We start from the raw sequence: 17346 nt of genomic DNA, 5'->3' as shown, positions 1-17346 counted from the left end.
GTGCGGGCTGTGAAAAGGGAGGCATGAATGCCTCCCCTACGACCGATTACAACTCGACAACCTCATAGCTGTGGGTAATTTCCACGCCTTTACCCAGCATGATCGCCACCGAGCAATATTTTTCCGCTGACAGATCAACCGCGCGCGCAACTGCCTTATCGCTCAATGCTTTACCGCTAACGATAAAATGCAGGTTGATGGTGGTAAAAATGCGTGGCGCTTCTTCACGGCGTTCTGAAGTGAGTTTCACTTCGCAATCGGCCACATCGCTGCGCCCTTTTTGCAGGATCGACACCACATCAATAGCACTACAGCCGCCCGCGGCCATCAGCACCATCTCCATGGGACTTGGCGCTTTATCACCGGAATTACCATCCATCAATACCTGATGGCCGGATGAGGATTCTCCGAGAAAGGTAAGACCTTCCACCCATTTCACTCGTGCCTGCATGATTCTTTCTCCTGAAGCGGCGGTTTTGCCGCCAGAGTACGCTTTCACCTGACAAACAGCAATCCAGAGTAATCCCCCTTCTGCTGAAGCGAGACAACACAAGACAGCTCGCAAAAGCTGTGCTACAAACAGTGCTGAAAATATTTTCGTCATCACAGACGAAGGCCGGAAGAATCAAAAGCGTAGCTTAAGAGTCCACCCGGAATAATTTTTCCTTTACTGGAAACGCTCGACGATTAAACCGCCTGACAGGGAAAAAATGCCCCCTGTGTTTTGGGCACGATTACAACAGAGGATAATAGCGAATGGTTCTCGGCAAACCGCAAACAGACCCTACACTCGAATGGTTCCTGTCCCATTGCCATATTCACAAATATCCATCCAAAAGCACGCTCATCCATCAGGGTGAGAAAGCGGAAACGCTGTACTACATCGTAAAAGGTTCCGTAGCGGTACTGATTAAAGATGAAGAAGGCAAAGAGATGATTCTCTCCTACCTCAATCAGGGGGATTTCATCGGCGAACTCGGTCTTTTCGAAGAAGGCCAGGAACGTAGTGCTTGGGTGCGTGCGAAGTCTGCCTGCGAAGTGGCTGAAATTTCATACAAAAAATTCCGTCAGCTGATTCAGGTAAACCCGGATATTTTAATGCGACTTTCGTCGCAAATGGCGCGTCGTCTGCAAGTGACATCTGAGAAAGTGGGCAACCTTGCCTTCCTCGATGTCACCGGACGTATTGCGCAAACGCTGCTAAATCTGGCCAAACAGCCAGATGCGATGACTCACCCAGACGGGATGCAAATCAAAATCACCCGTCAGGAGATTGGTCAGATCGTGGGCTGCTCACGCGAAACCGTGGGTCGTATCCTGAAAATGCTGGAAGATCAGAACCTGATCTCCGCACACGGTAAAACCATCGTCGTTTACGGCACCCGCTAATTTCTTCTCACCCACGGCGTGATGGCAACATCGCGCCGTTTCTATTTGCGATGAGCTGATGTGGCGCCGAATCATCTATCATCCCGAAGTTAACTATGCGCTGCGGCAAACGCTGGTGCTGTGCCTGCCTGTGGCTCTCGGTTGGCTGTTTGGCGATCTGCAAAAAGGTCTGCTGTTCTCGTTAGTGCCGGCCTGCTGCAACATGGCGGGACTGGATACGCCGCACAAACGCTTCTTCAAACGCCTGATTGTGGGTGGTTCGCTGTTTGCCACCGGCAGTTTCCTGATGCAAATCCTCACCGCTTACCAGATTCCGCTGCCGCTGATTTTGCTGGCGCTGCCGCTGCTGATTGGCGTAACCGGCGAAATCGGCCCGCTGCACGCGCGCCTGCTGCCCGCCACACTCATCGCCGCCATCTTTACGCTCAGCTTAGTGGGACGCATGCCGATGTGGGTGCCGCCGCTGCTCTATATTGGCGGCACGCTGTGGTACGGCTTGTTCAACTGGTTCTGGTTCTGGCTGTGGAAAGAGCAGCCGATGCGCGAATCGCTCAGCCTGCTGTTCCGCGAGCTGGCGGATTACTGCGATGCCAAATACACCTTACTGACGCAGCTGACCGATCCGGAGAAAGCGCTGCCGCCGCTGCTGGCGCGCCAGCAAAAGGCGGTCGATCTCATCACCACCTGCTATCAGCAAATGCATATGCTGTCGGCCAGCCGCGATAACAGCCACAAACGCCTGACGCGCGCTTTCCAGGTTGCGCTGGATTTACAGGAACACATCTCCGTGAGTTTGCATCAGCCCGAAGAGGTGCAGAAGCTGGTTGAGGAGAGCCACGCCGAAGCGGTGATTCGCTGGAACGCCAAAATTATCTCGGCGCGGCTGCGCGTGCTGGCGGATGCGATTCTCTACCATCAGCTGCCGGATCGTTTTCACATGGAGAAACAGCTCGGCGCGCTGGAGAAAATTGCACGCCAGCATCCGGATAATCCGGTCGGCAACTTCTGCCTGTATCACTTCAGTCGCATCGCCCGCGTGTTGCGTACGCAGAAGCCGCTCTACACGCGTGACCTGATGGCCGATCGCCAGCGCCGTTTGCCGCTGTTGCCGGCGCTGCGCAGTTATCTGTCATTCAAATCCACCGCGTTACGCACCGCAGCCCGCTTCGCTGTGATGCTGATGTTTGGCAGCTCGCTGGCGCTGTTCTTTAACATCCCCAAACCTTACTGGATTCTGATGACCATCATGTTCGTCAGCCAGAACGGTTACAACGCCACGCGCGTGCGTATTCAGCACCGTGCGCTGGGCACTTTCGCCGGATTGCTGATCGCCGCCGCGTCGCTGCAGCTGGCGGTGCCGGAATCGATCACGCTGCTGTTTATGCTGGGGATTACGCTGGCGAGCTATCTGATCACGCGGAAATATTATGGCTGGTCGATGATTGGCTTTACCGTCACGGCGGTGTATTCGCTGCAATTGCTGTCGCTGAACGGCGCGCAGTTTCTGCTGCCGCGCATGATGGATACCTTGATGGGCTGTTTAATTGCCTTCGCCGGGATGATTTGGCTGTGGCCGCAGTGGCAAAGCGGGCTGCTGCGCAAGAACGCGCACGATGCGCTGGAAGCCTATCAGGAGGCGCTGCAACTGCTGCTGGGGCCGGAACAGTCGCCCGATAAACTGGCTTATCAGCGCATAAAGGTTAATCAGGCGCACAACGCGCTGTTCAACTCATTAAACCAGGCATCGAGCGAGCCGGGCTTTAACCTGCAATATCTGAAAGATATGCGCATGTGGGTTACGCACAGTCAGTTCATCGTCGAGCATATTAATGCCATGACGATTCTGGCGCGCGAGCACACCATGCTGACATCGAAGCTGGCAGAACGTTATCTGCAATCCTGTGAAATCGCGCTGCAGCGTTGTCAGCAGCGGCTGGCGTATGACGGTCCGGGCAACGACAGCAATATTCTGGAAGCGCCGGAGAATCTTAATGAAGGGCCGGTGACGATTGTCGAACAGCATGTGAAGCGGATCTTGCAGCACCTCAGCGTAATGCACACCATCTCTTCGCTGGCGTGGAGCCAGCGACCGCATCATGGCCGCTGGCTCAAGGTGTTACGTCCGAAAGCGGATTAAGCGGCCAGCACCTTTTCAATCGCGCTGGCGAAACGCGTCATGCCTTCGGCGATATCGGTTGGTTCAATTACCAGCGACGGCACAAAACGGATCACGTCAGTACCGGCGGTGAGAATCATCAGCCCTTCCGCGGCGGAAGCGTTGAGGATGTCACGCGCTTTGCTGGCGAACTGCGGCCTCAGCGCGGCACCAATCAACAGACCTTTGCCGCGAATCTCGCTGAAGATAGCGAATTTGCTGTCGATGGCTTGCAGCGCTTCAACAAACTGCTGACGACGCGCTTCCACACCTTCCAGCACTTCTGGCGCGTTGATGATGTCCAGCGCGGTTTCAGCAATGGCACACGCCAGCGGATTGCCGCCGTAAGTGGTGCCGTGCACGCCCGGCGCCATTACTGAGGCGATTTCGTTGGTGGTCAACATCGCACTCACCGGGAAACCGCCGCCCAGCGCTTTGGCGGTGGTGAGGATATCGGGCTTGATACCGTAATGTTCATACGCAAAGAGTTTGCCGCTGCGTCCCATGCCGCTCTGCACTTCATCCAGCACCAGCAGCGCATGATGTTCATCACAGAGGGCGCGCAGGCCTTGCATAAATTCTGGCGTAGCCGGCATCACGCCCCCTTCGCCCTGAATCGGCTCGACCACGATGGCGCAGGTATGGTCGTCAATCACCGCTTTCACCGCATCGAGATCGTTGAACGGCACATGCACGATATCCGCCGGTTTTGGACCGAAGCCATCAGAATATTTCGGCTGGCCACCCACCGACACGGTGAACAGCGTGCGACCGTGGAAGGCGTTATGGAAGGCGATGATTTTACTTTTGAACGGGCTGTGTTTTTTGCAGGCGTAATAACGCGCCAGCTTGAATGCCGCTTCATTAGCTTCCGCGCCGGAATTACCGAAAAACACCCGATCGGCAAAGGTCGCGGCAATCAGTTTACTCGCCAGACGCAGCGCCGGTTCGTTGGTGAACACGTTGCTGGTGTGCCACAGCGTTTCGCCCTGGGTTTTCAGCGTTTCCACCAGCGCCGGATGACAATGGCCCAATGCAGTCACCGCGATACCGCCAGAGAAATCGATATACTCTTTGCCCTGCTGATCCCACACTCGGCTGCCTTTGCCTTTTACCGGCACAAACTGCGCAGGTGCATAAACAGGCAAAATTACGTTATCGAACGTTTCCCGGGTTACCCCTAGTTTTTCCGCTGCCATTGACGACCTCATCGGGTTATTTGTTGAGCTGATGTGAAATTATAATCACAAAATATGCATAAAAAATCACACGAAGGCAAACATAAGTTACGCGTTGAGGAAATTAGCCAGCAGCTGATGCCCTTGCTCACTGAGGATGCTTTCCGGATGGAACTGCACGCCTTCCAGCGGCAAGCTGCGATGGCGGAAACCCATGATCTCATCCGGCTGGCCGTCGCGCAGGCTCCACGCGGTGACTTCAAACTCAGCGGGCAGCGTATCGCGCGCCACAATCAATGAGTGATAGCGGGTCACGGTAAGCGGATTATTCAGATCACGAAACACACCTTGGTTGGTGTGCTGAATCAGCGAGGTTTTGCCATGCATCACCTGGCGCGCGCGTACCACCTGCGCGCCATAGGCTTGCGCAATCGCCTGATGTCCAAGGCAGACGCCGAGGATCGGCAAGCGCCCGGCAAAATGGCGAATAGCCGCGAGCGAGATGCCAGATTGATCCGGCGTACATGGGCCCGGCGAAATCACCAGATGCGTCAGCGGCAACGCTGCCATTTCATCCAGCGTAATGGCGTCGTTGCGCACCACACGCACATCCGCGCCCAGTTCGCAGAAGTATTGGTAGAGATTCCAGGTGAAGGAGTCGTAGTTATCGATTAGCAGCAGCATAGTAGGTCGTAGCAGTGTGTCATTGCGGGCAACTGGCGCAAGAAAGGTCGCAAAAAAGCCATGTTAACACCTTCAATCTTAATACCCGCTAGCTGACGAAAAAGATTCTGATTACTCTCGCACCCAGTGCTATATTTTGGAGAGTGACTATGTCAGCTACAACGCGAGTATTCAAAACCAAATGGTTCAGTAAGCAAGCCCGTCGGCATCTTATTGGCGATAAAGAACTTTGTCGGGCAATTACAGCAGTAAAACTGGGTTATGCCGATGATTTGGGTGGTGGCGTATTTAAAAAGCGTCTGCAGCAAAATCGCGATCGCGCCATCATTCTGGCCAAAGGGGGTAAAAACTGGATTTATACCTTTTTATTTGCCAAACAGGATCAGAGCAACCTGAGTGAAAGCGAACTTGAGGGCTTTCGTGAGCTGGCAAAACAATACTCGCTGATTTCGAATGAGGCTCTGAATCGGCTGCTCGCCGTTCGGGAGTTAGTGGAGATGTGTCATGACCATAACGCGTAAATTTAAAAGTCCGGCTTTTGCAGCCATTCACAGCGCGGCATCCGGATTGTTTGAAGTAGATGCCATCAGCAAACAGAGCATGCGTGATTTTGATGAACGTTGCCTGAGCGATGTCGCCGCGCTCGATGCGCAGGCGATTAAGAACTTGCGCGAGAATTTGAATGTTAGTCAGCCGGTTTTTGCCCGCTATCTCAACACCAGTGTGTCAACCGTGCAGAAATGGGAAACCGGGGCTAAACGCCCCGGCGGAATCTCTCTTAAGCTATTGTCCGTGGTGCAAAAACACGGGCTTGAAGTGTTACTGTAAAACCTTCGCCGGGCTCACCACTTTCGCAAACTGCGCGGTAAGCGGTGCCAGATCGCCGGCGACGCCCGCCGAGATCGCAGCGCGCCACGCATCACGTTCGAGTGTTTCCCACGAAAGCTGATACCCGGCATGCAGTGCCAACTGCTCGAAGAAGATGCGCTGCGCGCGGCCATTGCCGGCGCGGAACGGATGCAGCACGAAGATCTCACAATAGTAATGTGCGATACGCGCCACGAACGCTTCCTGCTCAAGGTCAGCCAGGCCGCGCTCTTCCTCCAGCGCCTGCATCAGCGTGTTGCCCTCTTTCTCGATGTATTCGCAATGACAATACGGCGTTTCATCGCGCCAGATATCAATGGTGCGCAATTCTCCCGCCCAGCTGTAGAGATCCTGAAACAGCGTGCGATGAATATGGCAAAGACGTGGCAAACCGATGCTGCGCTGGCCAAGTTCTAACGTCGCCAGGCGCGCGGTGCTGAAAGCCAGTTCCGCTTTGCGCAGCTGGGCTTCATCATGAATATCGAGGCGATTCTTCAACACATTGTCGTTGTGCCATAAATAGGGATCGCGTACCGCTAAGCTGTTATCCACCATATTGCCTCCTCAGCGACTCGAGTCGCTCCTCAGCATGTTCGGCATCGATAAGAGCTTCGCTATAGGTATATCCGGCCAGTCGACAGCTGGCCTGGTAGCTCGCAGCACGGCGCTGCTGCCACAAAGTGGCTTTCTGTTTCTCAGTGAGTTTGCTAGTCATAGCGCCTCCGGCAAGCAATGAGCCCTAAGTATAAGCAGCAATTTTTTGCTTTGCCGGAGAGCCAATGATGCGCCATGCGAAAATGGCGCGTTTCAGAATTAAGGCAGGACTTTGGCGGAGAGGATAACAATCGGTTTTGACGGCACATTTTGGTACGGTCCCACATCTTTGGTAGGGACCTGCGCAATCTTGTCGATCACATCCTGGCCTTTCACAACTTTACCAAATACCGCATAGCCGAAATCACGCTGACCGTGATCGAGGAACGCATTATCGGCTACGTTGAGGAAAAACTGGCTGGTGGCGCTGTCTTTATCTGCGGTACGCGCCATCGAAATGGTGCCGCGCAGATTACGCAAGCCGTTGTCGGCTTCGTTCTTGATCGGCGCTACCGTTTGCTTCTGCTGCATGTCGGTAGTGAAACCGCCGCCCTGAATCATAAAGCCAGGAATAACGCGGTGGAAAATGGTGTTGTTGTAGAAACCATTGTTGACGTAATCAACGAAGTTTTTCACCGAAACCGGGGCTTTCTGGTTGTTCAGTTCGAGTTCAATATTGCCCGCAGAGGTGGTGAGCAGCACATGAGGATCGCCTTTTGCGGCGAGCGCGGCAGACGATACGGAAGAGAGCGCTAACAGGGCAACCGCCGCTGTAAAAGTACGTTTAAGCATGAAAGATTCCTTACCATGGAGAGCTAGCTCAAAAACGAGATTGATTGTAAAGAGCATGTGATCCAAGAGCCAGCGTTTTACCGATATTTACGCGGATGTTGCTATTGTCATACTTTTGCCGTCACGCAATCATTTGCGTGATGAAAATCACACTCTCAATGAAATATTTCCGCCTTGTTACACTCGTTGTTTATTAAGATCACAGCAACACTTACAATTCATGACACTTTTGCCACCTTCGGCGCTTAACAGGTTCAGAACATGACAAACCGTAATCGCATTGGCCTTACCTGGATTAGCTATTTCTCCTATGCGCTCACCGGCGCACTGGTGATCGTTACCGGTATGGTGCTGGACAATATCGCGCAGTATTTCCAGCGCCCTATTTCAGAAATGAGCAACACTTTCACATTCCTCAATGCGGGCATTTTGGTGTCGGTGTTCCTGAACGCCTGGCTGATGGTGATTGTGCCGTTGAAGCGCCAGCTGATCTTTGGCTTTGTGCTGATGATCCTCGCCGTTGCCGGCCTGATGACCAGCCACGATCTCACCGTCTTCTCGCTGTGCATGTTCATCCTCGGCGTCGTCAGCGGCATCACGATGTCGATCGGTACCTTCCTGATCACCCATCTGTACGATGGCCGTCAGCGCGGCGCACGTCTGCTGTTTACCGATTCGTTCTTCAGCATGGCGGGCACCATCTTTCCGATCATCGCCGGTATCTTACTGGCGCGCGCGTTGCCGTGGTATTGGGTTTACGCCTGCATCGGCATCATTTATGTCGCGATCTTTGTGCTGACGCTGTTCATTGAGTTCCCGGTACTGAAAAGCGAAGCGGCTAAGCCAGGCGTTGAGAAAGAGAAATGGGGCATCGGCGTGCTGTTCCTGTCGATTGCGGCACTGTGCTACATCCTCGGCCAGCTCGGCTTCATCTCGTGGGTGCCGGAATACGCCACCAAATCGATGGGCATGGATATCGCCGCTGCCGGTCAGCTGGTGGGTAACTTCTGGACCGCGTACATGGTCGGCATGTGGGTGTTCAGCTTCGTGCTGCGCTTCTTCGATCTGCAGCGCATCCTGATGGTGCTGGCGGCGCTGGCAACCGGCTTGATGTACTGGTTCGTCACCTCCAAAGACGCCAGCATGCTGCACTGGATCATCATGACGCTGGGCTTCAGCTCCAGCGCGATTTACACCACCATCATCACGCTGGGATCGCTGCAAACCAAGGTCTCTTCACCGAAGCTGGTGAACTTCATCCTGACCTGCGGCACCGTCGGCACCATGTTGACCTTCGTAGTAACCGGCCCAATCGTGGCGCAAGGTGGCGCACATGCTGCGCTCTCAACGGCTAACGGTTTGTACGCCGTGGTGTTTGTGATGTGTGTTCTGCTCGGCTTTGTGACCAAACATCGCCAGCATGGCCACGTCACCCACTAAGTTTGACGGGCGGACCGCGGTCCGCCCTGCTCTTCAACGTTTGAAGGTTACCGCTTCTTTTCCCGCTAAATAGATCTCACTGCTGGCGGGCTGCGTCGCAGCGACCAACACACCTTTACGCACTGAATAACGCACCGGCACCTGACGCCGCACCGCATCAAATCCACTCTCCGCCGGCAGGATAATCAGACTGGCATCATTACCTGCTTCAATACCGTAATTCGTCAGCTGCAGGGTTTTGGCGCTGTTGGCGGTAATCAGCTGCAATCCATTATCAATCTGCTCGTAACCCATCAGCTGACAGACATGCAATCCCATGTGCAGCACCTGCAGCATGCTGGCAGTGCCGAGCGGATACCAGGGATCGAACACATCATCGTGGCCAAAGCAGACGTTGATATTCGCTTCCAGCAGCTCTTTCACCCGCGTGATGCCGCGACGTTTCGGATAGCTATCAAAGCGCCCTTGCAGATGGATATTCACCAGCGGATTGGCGACAAAGTTGATATTTGAAAGCTTAAGCAGACGGAACAGCCGCGACGTGTAGGCATTGTTGTAGGAGTGCATCGCCGTGGTGTGGCTGGCGGTGACGCGCTCGCCGTTACCATCGCGGTGTGCCAGCGCCGCCACGGTTTCGACAAAGCGCGACTGCTCATCGTCGATCTCGTCGCAGTGCACATCCACCAGCCGATCGTAGCGATTAGCCAGCGCAAAGATTTTATGCAGCGACTCCACGCCGTATTCGCGGGTGAATTCGTAGTGCGGAATCGCGCCTACCACATCCGCGCCCATGCGCAGCGCCTCTTCCAGCAACGCTTCGCCGTTCGGATAAGAGAGAATCCCTTCCTGCGGAAACGCCACAATCTGGATGTCGATCCACGGCGCCATTTCCGCTTTCACCTCCAGCATCGCTGTTAACGCGGTCAGCGTGGGATCGGAGACATCGACGTGAGTCCGCACATGCTGAATCCCGTTGGCAATTTGCCACTTCAAAGTTTGCTGCGCGCGCTGTTTCACGTCGTCATGGCTCAGTAGCGCTTTGCGCTCCGCCCAGCGCTCGATGCCTTCAAACAGCGTGCCGGATTGGTTCCAGGCGGGTTCGCCAGCGGTTTGCGTGGTATCGAGGTGAATATGCGGCTCGATAAACGGCGCGCTCACCAGTCCGCCCTCCGCATCCAGCGCGTCAGGCTGGGCTGCAGTTTGCGGCGGCTGCGGGCGAATCTGCGCAATCTTGCCGTTGGCGATTTCGATCTGCCACAAGCCTTGCTGGCCCGCTAAGCGCAGGTTGTTGATCCACTTCAGTGACGGGTTTGCCATGCCGTACTCCTGTAAAACACAAAACCTAAAGCTAGCATGAAAAGGGGAAACAAACGTAGGGTCGCCATTCATGGCGACCTGAACAATAACCAACCAAATAAGTCACTTAACTAATTCGTTCAAAATCAGTTACATACCTCTAAATAGGTATATAAGGGCGCGCTTGATGTACATCAATAAGCGCCAAAAGCGCCGCGTTAAGGTAAGCGCAGATACCGCAATTTTTGAGGCAAGCATGAGCAAGCACAGTGTCGTTATTATTGGCAACGGCATGGTCGGCCACCGCTTTATAGAAGAACTTATCGACAAAGATCAATCCAGTCAGTTTGCGATAACCGTTTTCTGTGAAGAACCCCGCGTCGCCTATGACCGCGTCCACCTTTCCGCCTATTTTTCCCATCACACCGCCGAAGAACTCTCACTGGTTCGCGAAGGGTATTACGAAAAGCATCAGGTAAAGCTGCTGCTCGGCGAACGTGCTATCACCATTAACCGTGACGAAAAACTGATTCACTCGAATAGCGGTCGCGCGGTGCATTACGACACGCTGATTTTCGCCACCGGCTCTTATCCGTGGATTCCACCGATTACCGGCGCGGAAGGCAGTGATTGCTATGTCTATCGCACCATTGAAGATCTCAACGCCATTGAAGCCTGTTCACGCCGCAGCAAACGCGGCGCGGTAATTGGCGGCGGCCTGTTGGGACTGGAAGCGGCAGGCGCGCTGAAAAACCTCGGCGTCGAAACCCACGTCATTGAGTTCGCACCGGTGCTGATGGCGGAACAGCTCGATTCTCAGGGCGGCGAGCAGCTGCGCCGTAAGATCGAGCAGATGGGCGTGCGCGTTCACACCGGCAAAAACACCCAGCAGATCGTCCATCACGCGCAAGGCGGTAAAACGCTGGAGTTTGCTGACGGCAGCGCGCTGGATGTCGATTTCATCGTCTTCTCCACCGGCATTCGCCCGCAGGACAAGCTAGCCAAACAGTGCGGCCTGCAGCTGGGCGCGCGCGGCGGTATCGCCATTGACGATCATTGCCAGACCAGCGATGCGGACATCTTCGCCATTGGTGAGTGTGCCGCCTGGCAGAACCGTATTTATGGCTTAGTCGCGCCGGGCTACAAAATGGCGCAGGTCGCCAGCGACCGGTTAGTTGGCCGCGACAACACGTTTGCCGGAGCGGACATGAGCGCCAAGCTGAAACTGCTGGGCGTTGATGTCGGTGGCATTGGTGATGCGCATGGCCGCACGCCGGGCGCGCGCAGCTTCGTGTGGCTCGATGAGCAGAAAAATATCTATAAGCGCCTGATCGTCAGCGAAGATAACCGCACGCTGCTGGGCGCGGTGCTGGTCGGTGACACCAGCGATTACGGCAATCTGCTGCAGCTGGCGTTGAATAACATCGCGCTACCGGAAAATCCGGCGTTGCTGATCCTGCCTGCGGGCAGCGGCGAGAAACCGGTAATGGGCGCTGATGCGCTGCCAGACAGCGCGCAAATCTGCTCCTGCTTCGACGTCAGCAAAGGCGACATCGTCAAAGCGGTGCAAGGCGGTTGCCACACCGTCGCGGCGCTGAAAACCGAAACCCGCGCCGGAACCGGCTGCGGCGGCTGTATTCCTTTGATTACTCAGGTGCTGAACGCTGAACTGAGCCGTCAGGGCATCGAAGTTAACAATCATTTGTGTGCGCACTTACCCTATTCGCGTCAGGAGCTGTATCACCTGATCCGCGTGGAAGAGATCAAATCGTTCGACGCGCTGCTGGCGAAATATGGTCAGGGCTACGGCTGCGAGGTGTGTAAACCGACGGTTGGTTCACTGCTGGCTTCCTGCTGGAACGAATACGTGCTGAAGCCACAGCTCGCACCGCTGCAGGACAGCAACGATCTGTTCCTCGGCAATATTCAGAAAGACGGCACTTACTCGGTGATCCCGCGCTCGGCCGGTGGCGAAATCACGCCGGAAGGATTGATGGCGATTGGTGCCGTGGCGCAGCAATACAATCTCTACACCAAAATTACTGGCTCGCAGCGTATCGGCCTATTTGGTGCGCAGCGCGACGATCTGCCAGCGATCTGGACGCAGCTGATTGATGCCGGTTTTGAAACCGGACAAGCGTATGCCAAAGCGCTGCGCATGGCGAAAACCTGCGTTGGTAGCGTCTGGTGCCGCTTTGGCGTAGGGGACAGCCTCGGCTTCGGCATTGAGCTGGAGCATCGCTACAAAGGCATTCGTACCCCGCACAAGATGAAGTTTGGCGTCTCCGGCTGCACGCGCGAATGCGCCGAAGCGCAGGGCAAAGACGTGGGTATCATCGCCACCGAGAAAGGCTGGAACCTGTATGTGTGCGGCAATGGCGGCATGAAGCCACGTCACGCCGATTTGCTGGCTGCCGATCTCGATCGCGATACGCTGCTGCACTATCTCGACCGCTTCATGATGTTCTACATCCGCACCGGCGATCGCCTGCAGCGCACCTCGCTGTGGCTGGAAAGCATGGACGGCGGCATCGATTACCTGCGCAGCGTGATTGTCGATGACAAACTCGGTCTGAATACGCAGCTGGAAACGGAGCTGGCGCGTCTGCGCGCGGCAGTGGAATGTGAATGGACCGCGACGGTGCAGGATCCGCAACAGCAGCGCCATTTCAGCACTTTTATCAACAGCGATCGCCGCGATCCGCTGGTACAGCATATCAACCAACGCGATCAGCATCGTCCGGCGCAACCCGCCGAGCGCATTGCGGTCGCTCTGATTGAGGAGATCGACGCATGAGCCAGTGGCATTCGGTGTGTGAACTGAGCCAAATTCTGCCCGCGACCGGCGTATGTGCGCTGATCAAAGGCCAGCAGATTGCTCTCTTCCGTCCGCACGACGATGAACAACTCTACGCCTTGAGCAATATCGATCCTTTCGCCCAGGCCAGCGTGTTATCACGCGGTCTGATTGCGGAGCATCAGCAGGCGCTGTGGGTGGCGAGTCCACTGAAAAAACAGCGCTTCCGCCTGAGCGATGGCTTGTGTCTGGAAGACGAAGCGCGCTCGGTGGCCAGCTATCCGGTGCGCGTTCGCGATGGCAAGGTTGAGATCTGCACCTGACAGCATTCCTTCACTTTATGAGACGTCACTATGTTTACTGACACCCTGAATAAATGCGCCGCCAACGCGGCGCGCATTGTGCGTACCGCGCAGCACAGCCCGCTGGCCTTCTGGATCAGCTCGGCGATGGCGGGCGCTTACGTTGGCCTGGCGATTATCCTGATCTTTACGCTCGGCAATCTGGTCGATCCGGCTTATCGTCCGCTGCTGATGGGCGCGACTTTCGGTATCGCCTTAACGCTGGTGATCATCGCCGGTTCCGAGTTGTTCACCGGCCACACCATGTTCCTGACCATCGGCGTCAAAGCCGGCAGCATCAAGCAAGGCCAGATGTGGTGCGTGCTGCCGCAAACCTGGCTGGGCAATCTTGCCGGTTCGGTATTGGTCGCGCTGATTTATTACTATGCGGCAGGTCCGCTGCTGCCGAATGCCGGATCGCTGCTGCACAGCGCGGCGCTGGCGAAAACCACGCAGACCGCCATGGCGCTGTTCTTTAAAGGCGCGCTCTGTAACTGGCTGGTGTGTCTGGCGATTTGGATGGCGGTGCGTACCGAAGGAACGGCGAAGTTCATCGCCATCTGGTGGTGTTTGCTGGCGTTCATCGCTTCCGGCTACGAACACTCGATTGCCAACATGACGGTCTTTGCGCTGTCGTGGTTTGGTCAGCATAATGCGGAGTTCACTCTAAGCGGCATCGGCCACAACTTGCTGTGGGTGACGCTGGGCAATATGTTCTCCGGCATGGTGCTGATGGGCCTCGGTTACTGGTACGCCACACCGCAGGCGCAGCGCCCGCAGGCCGAAGCGCAAGCCGCGCCGCTCAAAACGGCATAACACTTTTTTCAGCCCGCCTTGCGCGGGCTTTTTTCAGGATGAGCTATGGACTACTTTCCGCTGTTTTGCCGCCTGCAAGGCAAGCGCTGTTTGCTGGTGGGCGGTGGCGATGTGGCAGAACGCAAAGCGCGTTTGCTGCTGGACGCCGGTGCCGATTTGCAGGTTGGCGCGCTGGATTTCTCCCCCGCTTTTCAGCAGTGGGCACAACAGGGAAAGTTGAACTTATTACCCGGCGCGTTTGACGAGCGCTGGCTCGCGGATTGTTGGCTGGTGATTGCCGCCACCGATGATGATGAGGTGAATCAGCAGGTTGGCGATGCGGCTGAGCGGCGGCGCATCTTTTGCAATCTGGTGGATGCGCCGCAGGAAGCCAGCGCGATTATGCCGTCGATTGTTGATCGTTCGCCGCTGATGATCGCCGTGTCGTCTGGCGGTCGCGCGCCGGTGCTGGCGCGTTTGCTGCGTGAAAAACTCGAAGCGATGCTGCCACAACATCTGGGTGAGTTAGCGTCACTGGCCGGATCGTTGCGCAATCGTGTGAAGCGTAGCTTTAACAGCATGGCGCAGCGGCGCGCTTTCTGGGAGCGCTTCTTCGTGAGCGATCGTCTGGCGCAAACTCTGGCGAATGGCGATCGGCCACGCGCCGAGCACATCGTCGAGACCTTGTTCGATGCGCCGCTATCGCAGCAAGGCGAAGTGGTGCTGGTAGGCGCCGGGCCGGGCGATGCGGGGCTGCTGACGCTGAAAGGCTTGCAGCATATCCAGCAGGCCGATGTGGTGGTGTATGACCGCCTGGTCTCGGCGCCGATTCTCAATCTGGTCCGCCGCGATGCGGAGCGCATCTTTGTCGGCAAACAAGCCGGCAATCACTGCGTACCGCAATCGCAGATAAACCAGGCTCTACTTGAGCAGGCGCAGAGCGGCAAGCGGGTGGTGCGACTAAAAGGCGGCGATCCCTTTATCTTTGGCCGCGGTGGTGAAGAGCTGGAACTGCTGGCGCAGCACAACATCCCGTTTAGCGTGGTACCGGGCATCACCGCCGCCTCGGGCTGTTCTGCTTACAGCGGTATTCCGCTGACGCATCGCGACCACGCGCAGAGCGTGCGTTTCGTCACCGGCCATTTGCAGCAGCATGGCGAAATCGAGTGGCGCAAGCTGGCGGCTGAACAGCAAACGCTGGTGTTCTATATGGGGCTGGCGCAGGCGCCGGAAATCCAGCAGCAGCTGTTGCAACACGGCATGGATGCCGCGATGCCGGTGGCGATCGTGCAGAACGGCACCACGCCGCAGCAGCGCGTCGAGACCGCAACGCTGGCGGATCTGGCCACGCTGGCGCAGCAGTTTGCCAGTCCGGCGCTGATTATTGTTGGTCGCGTAGTGGGACTGCGTTCACAGTTACGCTGGTTCTGAAACGGCAAAAAACTGTACAGCGCTGCGCTTTGTCGCCAGACTATGGGCCATCTTTCTCGTAAATAAGGAGTTTCCATGCGCGTTGCTTCAATGGTTTGCGCGTTGTTATTGCCGCTGAGCGCGGTTGCTACCGCCGCTCCCGTTACCTGGTCGAACGTGGTCGGTGAATGGCAGGTGGTGGCGGTGACGCCTAAGAAGGAAGTCGGTCAGTTGTATATCAAGAATGACCCGCAGTTTATGGGCGCGCGCGTGGCGTTTAAGCCGAATGCGATAACCTGGACGCGTGGCACTGACGAGCGCAGCATCAATCCTTCCGTCGATAACTGCAACGGTAAACCGCGCCTGAGCGCCGCCAATGGCGCAGGTCAGGATCGTGACTTCAGCTTCCGTTACGGCTTCAATGTGAGTTGTGGCAATCAGGCTTGGGGACCTGCGCCGGGCGCGGTGATCAGCGTGCTGGCTGACGGTAACGCACGCCTGTTCTGGGATGGCGCGGAACTGGCGTTACATCGCATCAAATAAAAAACGGCGGGTCAAATGACCCGCCGTTTTTTTCTATCCGCACACCGCTTAAGGCTGTGCGACAAAACCCACCGCTTCATACACTTTCTTCAGCGTTTCCTGCGCATGAGCACGGGCTTTCGCTGCGCCATCGCGCATCACCTGATTCAGCAACTCTTCGTCGTTACGGAAACGATGATAGCGCTCCTGCAGCTCGGTCAACATGCCGGAAACCGCTTCAGCCACTTCACCTTTCAGATGGCCGTACATTTTGCCTTCGAACTCTTGCTCCAGCTGCGCAATGGTTTTACCGGTCACGCCCGCAAGAATGTCCAGCAGGTTAGACACACCAGCTTTCTCTTTGACGTCGTAACGCACCACTGGCGGCTCGGCGGAGTCGGTCACCGCGCGTTTGATCTTCTTCACCACCGCTTTGGTGTCTTCCAGCAGACCAATCACGTTGTTACGGTTGTCGTCTGACTTGGACATTTTTTTGGTCGGCTCAAGCAGCGACATCACGCGTGCACCCGATTTCGGAATGAACGGCTCAGGCACTTTGAACACATCGCCGTACAGCGCATTGAAACGCTGGGCGATATCGCGGCTCAGCTCCAGATGCTGCTTCTGATCTTCGCCAACCGGCACCTGATTGGTTTGATACAGCAGGATATCGGCCGCCATCAGCACCGGATAATCAAACAGGCCTGCGGTGATGTTTTCCGAGTAGCGCGCGGATTTATCTTTGAACTGCGTCATGCGGCTCAGCTCGCCAAAATAGGCGTAGCAGTTCAGCACCCAGCTCAGCTGCGCATGCTCTGGCACGTGCGACTGAACAAAGATGGTGCTCTTCGCCGGGTCGATGCCGCAGGCAAGATAGAGCGCTAAGGTATCCAGCGTGGCTTTACGCAGCGCAACAGGATCCTGACGTACGGTAATGGCGTGCAGATCGACGATGCAGTAAATGCAGTGGAAATCATCCTGCATCTGCACCCACTGACGCAGCGCACCCATATAGTTGCCAATGGTCAGTTCACCGGAAGGCTGGGCGCCGCTGAAAACGATGGGTTTGCTCATGTTATGTCCTGA

Annotated in this window: 18 protein-coding genes; 10 read left to right on the top strand and 8 right to left on the bottom strand. The window is 56.0% G+C overall.

From position 1 onward, the window contains the following. Positions 1 to 46: 46 nt before the first annotated feature. Positions 47 to 451: an OsmC family protein gene (locus K5Y30_RS21975; protein ID WP_008101814.1), complete on the bottom strand. Its 405-nt coding sequence runs from the start codon at positions 449 to 451 to the stop codon at positions 47 to 49. 305 nt (positions 452 to 756) lie between these two features. On the opposite strand from K5Y30_RS21975, the gene crp reads away from it, so the two are divergent. Beyond that, positions 757 to 1389 carry a cAMP-activated global transcriptional regulator CRP gene (crp, locus tag K5Y30_RS21970; RefSeq protein ID WP_003852956.1) on the top strand — a complete coding sequence of 211 codons (633 nt, stop codon included), beginning with the start codon at positions 757 to 759 and terminating at the stop codon, positions 1387 to 1389. A gap of 58 nt (positions 1390 to 1447) precedes the next feature. Beyond that, entirely contained in the window at positions 1448 to 3526 is a 2079-nt protein-coding gene (locus K5Y30_RS21965; RefSeq protein WP_217549931.1) for a YccS/YhfK family putative transporter, read from the top strand. On the opposite strand, the gene K5Y30_RS21960 is transcribed toward K5Y30_RS21965, so the two are convergent. After that, positions 3523 to 4743 (bottom strand): aspartate aminotransferase family protein, encoded by a 1221-nt coding sequence (locus tag K5Y30_RS21960; protein WP_222213380.1) that lies wholly within the window; start codon positions 4741 to 4743, stop codon positions 3523 to 3525. The two genes, K5Y30_RS21965 and K5Y30_RS21960, sit on opposite strands and share 4 nt — an antisense overlap. A gap of 87 nt (positions 4744 to 4830) precedes the next feature. Continuing rightward, a complete protein-coding gene (locus K5Y30_RS21955) occupies positions 4831 to 5406 on the bottom strand; it encodes an aminodeoxychorismate synthase component II (RefSeq protein ID WP_137386648.1) in 576 nt (191 codons plus the stop codon). 149 nt (positions 5407 to 5555) lie between these two features. On the opposite strand from K5Y30_RS21955, the gene K5Y30_RS21950 reads away from it, so the two are divergent. After that, complete coding sequence (locus K5Y30_RS21950; RefSeq protein ID WP_192236992.1) at positions 5556 to 5927, top strand: type II toxin-antitoxin system RelE/ParE family toxin; 372 nt, start codon at positions 5556 to 5558, stop codon at positions 5925 to 5927. Next, complete coding sequence (locus K5Y30_RS21945; RefSeq protein WP_192236991.1) at positions 5911 to 6234, top strand: DNA-binding transcriptional regulator; 324 nt, start codon at positions 5911 to 5913, stop codon at positions 6232 to 6234. The genes K5Y30_RS21950 and K5Y30_RS21945 overlap by 17 nt, the downstream gene beginning before the upstream one ends. On the opposite strand, the gene K5Y30_RS21940 is transcribed toward K5Y30_RS21945, so the two are convergent. From K5Y30_RS21940 to ppiA, 3 genes are all read right to left on the bottom strand, one after another. Further along, entirely contained in the window at positions 6226 to 6828 is a 603-nt protein-coding gene (locus K5Y30_RS21940; protein WP_192236990.1) for a putative adenosine monophosphate-protein transferase Fic, read from the bottom strand. The two genes, K5Y30_RS21945 and K5Y30_RS21940, sit on opposite strands and share 9 nt — an antisense overlap. Continuing rightward, entirely contained in the window at positions 6818 to 6988 is a 171-nt protein-coding gene (locus tag K5Y30_RS21935; RefSeq protein ID WP_101762654.1) for a YhfG family protein, read from the bottom strand. Before K5Y30_RS21935 ends, K5Y30_RS21940 begins: the two co-directional genes overlap by 11 nt. A 98-nt stretch (positions 6989 to 7086) precedes the next feature. Then, positions 7087 to 7659: a peptidylprolyl isomerase A gene (gene ppiA / locus K5Y30_RS21930; RefSeq protein WP_101762655.1), complete on the bottom strand. Its 573-nt coding sequence runs from the start codon at positions 7657 to 7659 to the stop codon at positions 7087 to 7089. Positions 7660 to 7920: 261 nt separating this feature from the next. Between ppiA and tsgA the strand changes: the two genes are divergently transcribed. Next, the gene (tsgA, locus tag K5Y30_RS21925; protein ID WP_008101801.1) at positions 7921 to 9099 is read left to right on the top strand and encodes an MFS transporter TsgA; all 1179 of its coding nucleotides are present in this window, start codon (positions 7921 to 7923) and stop codon (positions 9097 to 9099) included. A gap of 33 nt (positions 9100 to 9132) precedes the next feature. Here tsgA and K5Y30_RS21920 read toward each other — a convergent pair whose 3' ends face one another. Continuing rightward, on the bottom strand, positions 9133 to 10416 hold the full coding sequence (locus K5Y30_RS21920; protein WP_222213378.1) for a cytosine deaminase: 1284 nt from the start codon (positions 10414 to 10416) through the stop codon (positions 9133 to 9135). Positions 10417 to 10651: 235 nt separating this feature from the next. On the opposite strand from K5Y30_RS21920, the gene nirB reads away from it, so the two are divergent. The 5 genes from nirB to K5Y30_RS21895 all read left to right on the top strand — a co-directional run bounded on the left by nirB (position 10652) and on the right by K5Y30_RS21895 (position 16281). Further along, positions 10652 to 13192, top strand: coding sequence for a nitrite reductase large subunit NirB (gene nirB / locus K5Y30_RS21915; RefSeq protein ID WP_222213376.1), 2541 nt, complete (start codon positions 10652 to 10654; stop codon positions 13190 to 13192). Continuing rightward, entirely contained in the window at positions 13189 to 13515 is a 327-nt protein-coding gene (gene nirD, locus K5Y30_RS21910; RefSeq protein ID WP_222186040.1) for a nitrite reductase small subunit NirD, read from the top strand. The genes nirB and nirD overlap by 4 nt, the downstream gene beginning before the upstream one ends. A gap of 30 nt (positions 13516 to 13545) precedes the next feature. After that, positions 13546 to 14349: a nitrite transporter NirC gene (nirC, locus tag K5Y30_RS21905; protein WP_222186039.1), complete on the top strand. Its 804-nt coding sequence runs from the start codon at positions 13546 to 13548 to the stop codon at positions 14347 to 14349. Positions 14350 to 14394: 45 nt separating this feature from the next. Beyond that, a complete protein-coding gene (cysG, locus tag K5Y30_RS21900; protein WP_222186038.1) occupies positions 14395 to 15759 on the top strand; it encodes a siroheme synthase CysG in 1365 nt (454 codons plus the stop codon). A gap of 75 nt (positions 15760 to 15834) precedes the next feature. Further along, complete coding sequence (locus K5Y30_RS21895) at positions 15835 to 16281, top strand: hypothetical protein (RefSeq protein WP_222186037.1); 447 nt, start codon at positions 15835 to 15837, stop codon at positions 16279 to 16281. A gap of 48 nt (positions 16282 to 16329) precedes the next feature. Here K5Y30_RS21895 and trpS read toward each other — a convergent pair whose 3' ends face one another. Further along, on the bottom strand, positions 16330 to 17334 hold the full coding sequence (gene trpS, locus K5Y30_RS21890; RefSeq protein ID WP_222213374.1) for a tryptophan--tRNA ligase: 1005 nt from the start codon (positions 17332 to 17334) through the stop codon (positions 16330 to 16332). Positions 17335 to 17346: the final 12 nt, after the last annotated feature.

It is taken from the genome of Pantoea sp. DY-5, from assembly GCF_019795955.1.
GTDB lineage: Bacteria > Pseudomonadota > Gammaproteobacteria > Enterobacterales > Enterobacteriaceae > Pantoea > Pantoea leporis.
Note: the sequence above shows the minus strand (reverse complement) of the source record. Positions and strands in the feature narration are given on the sequence as shown.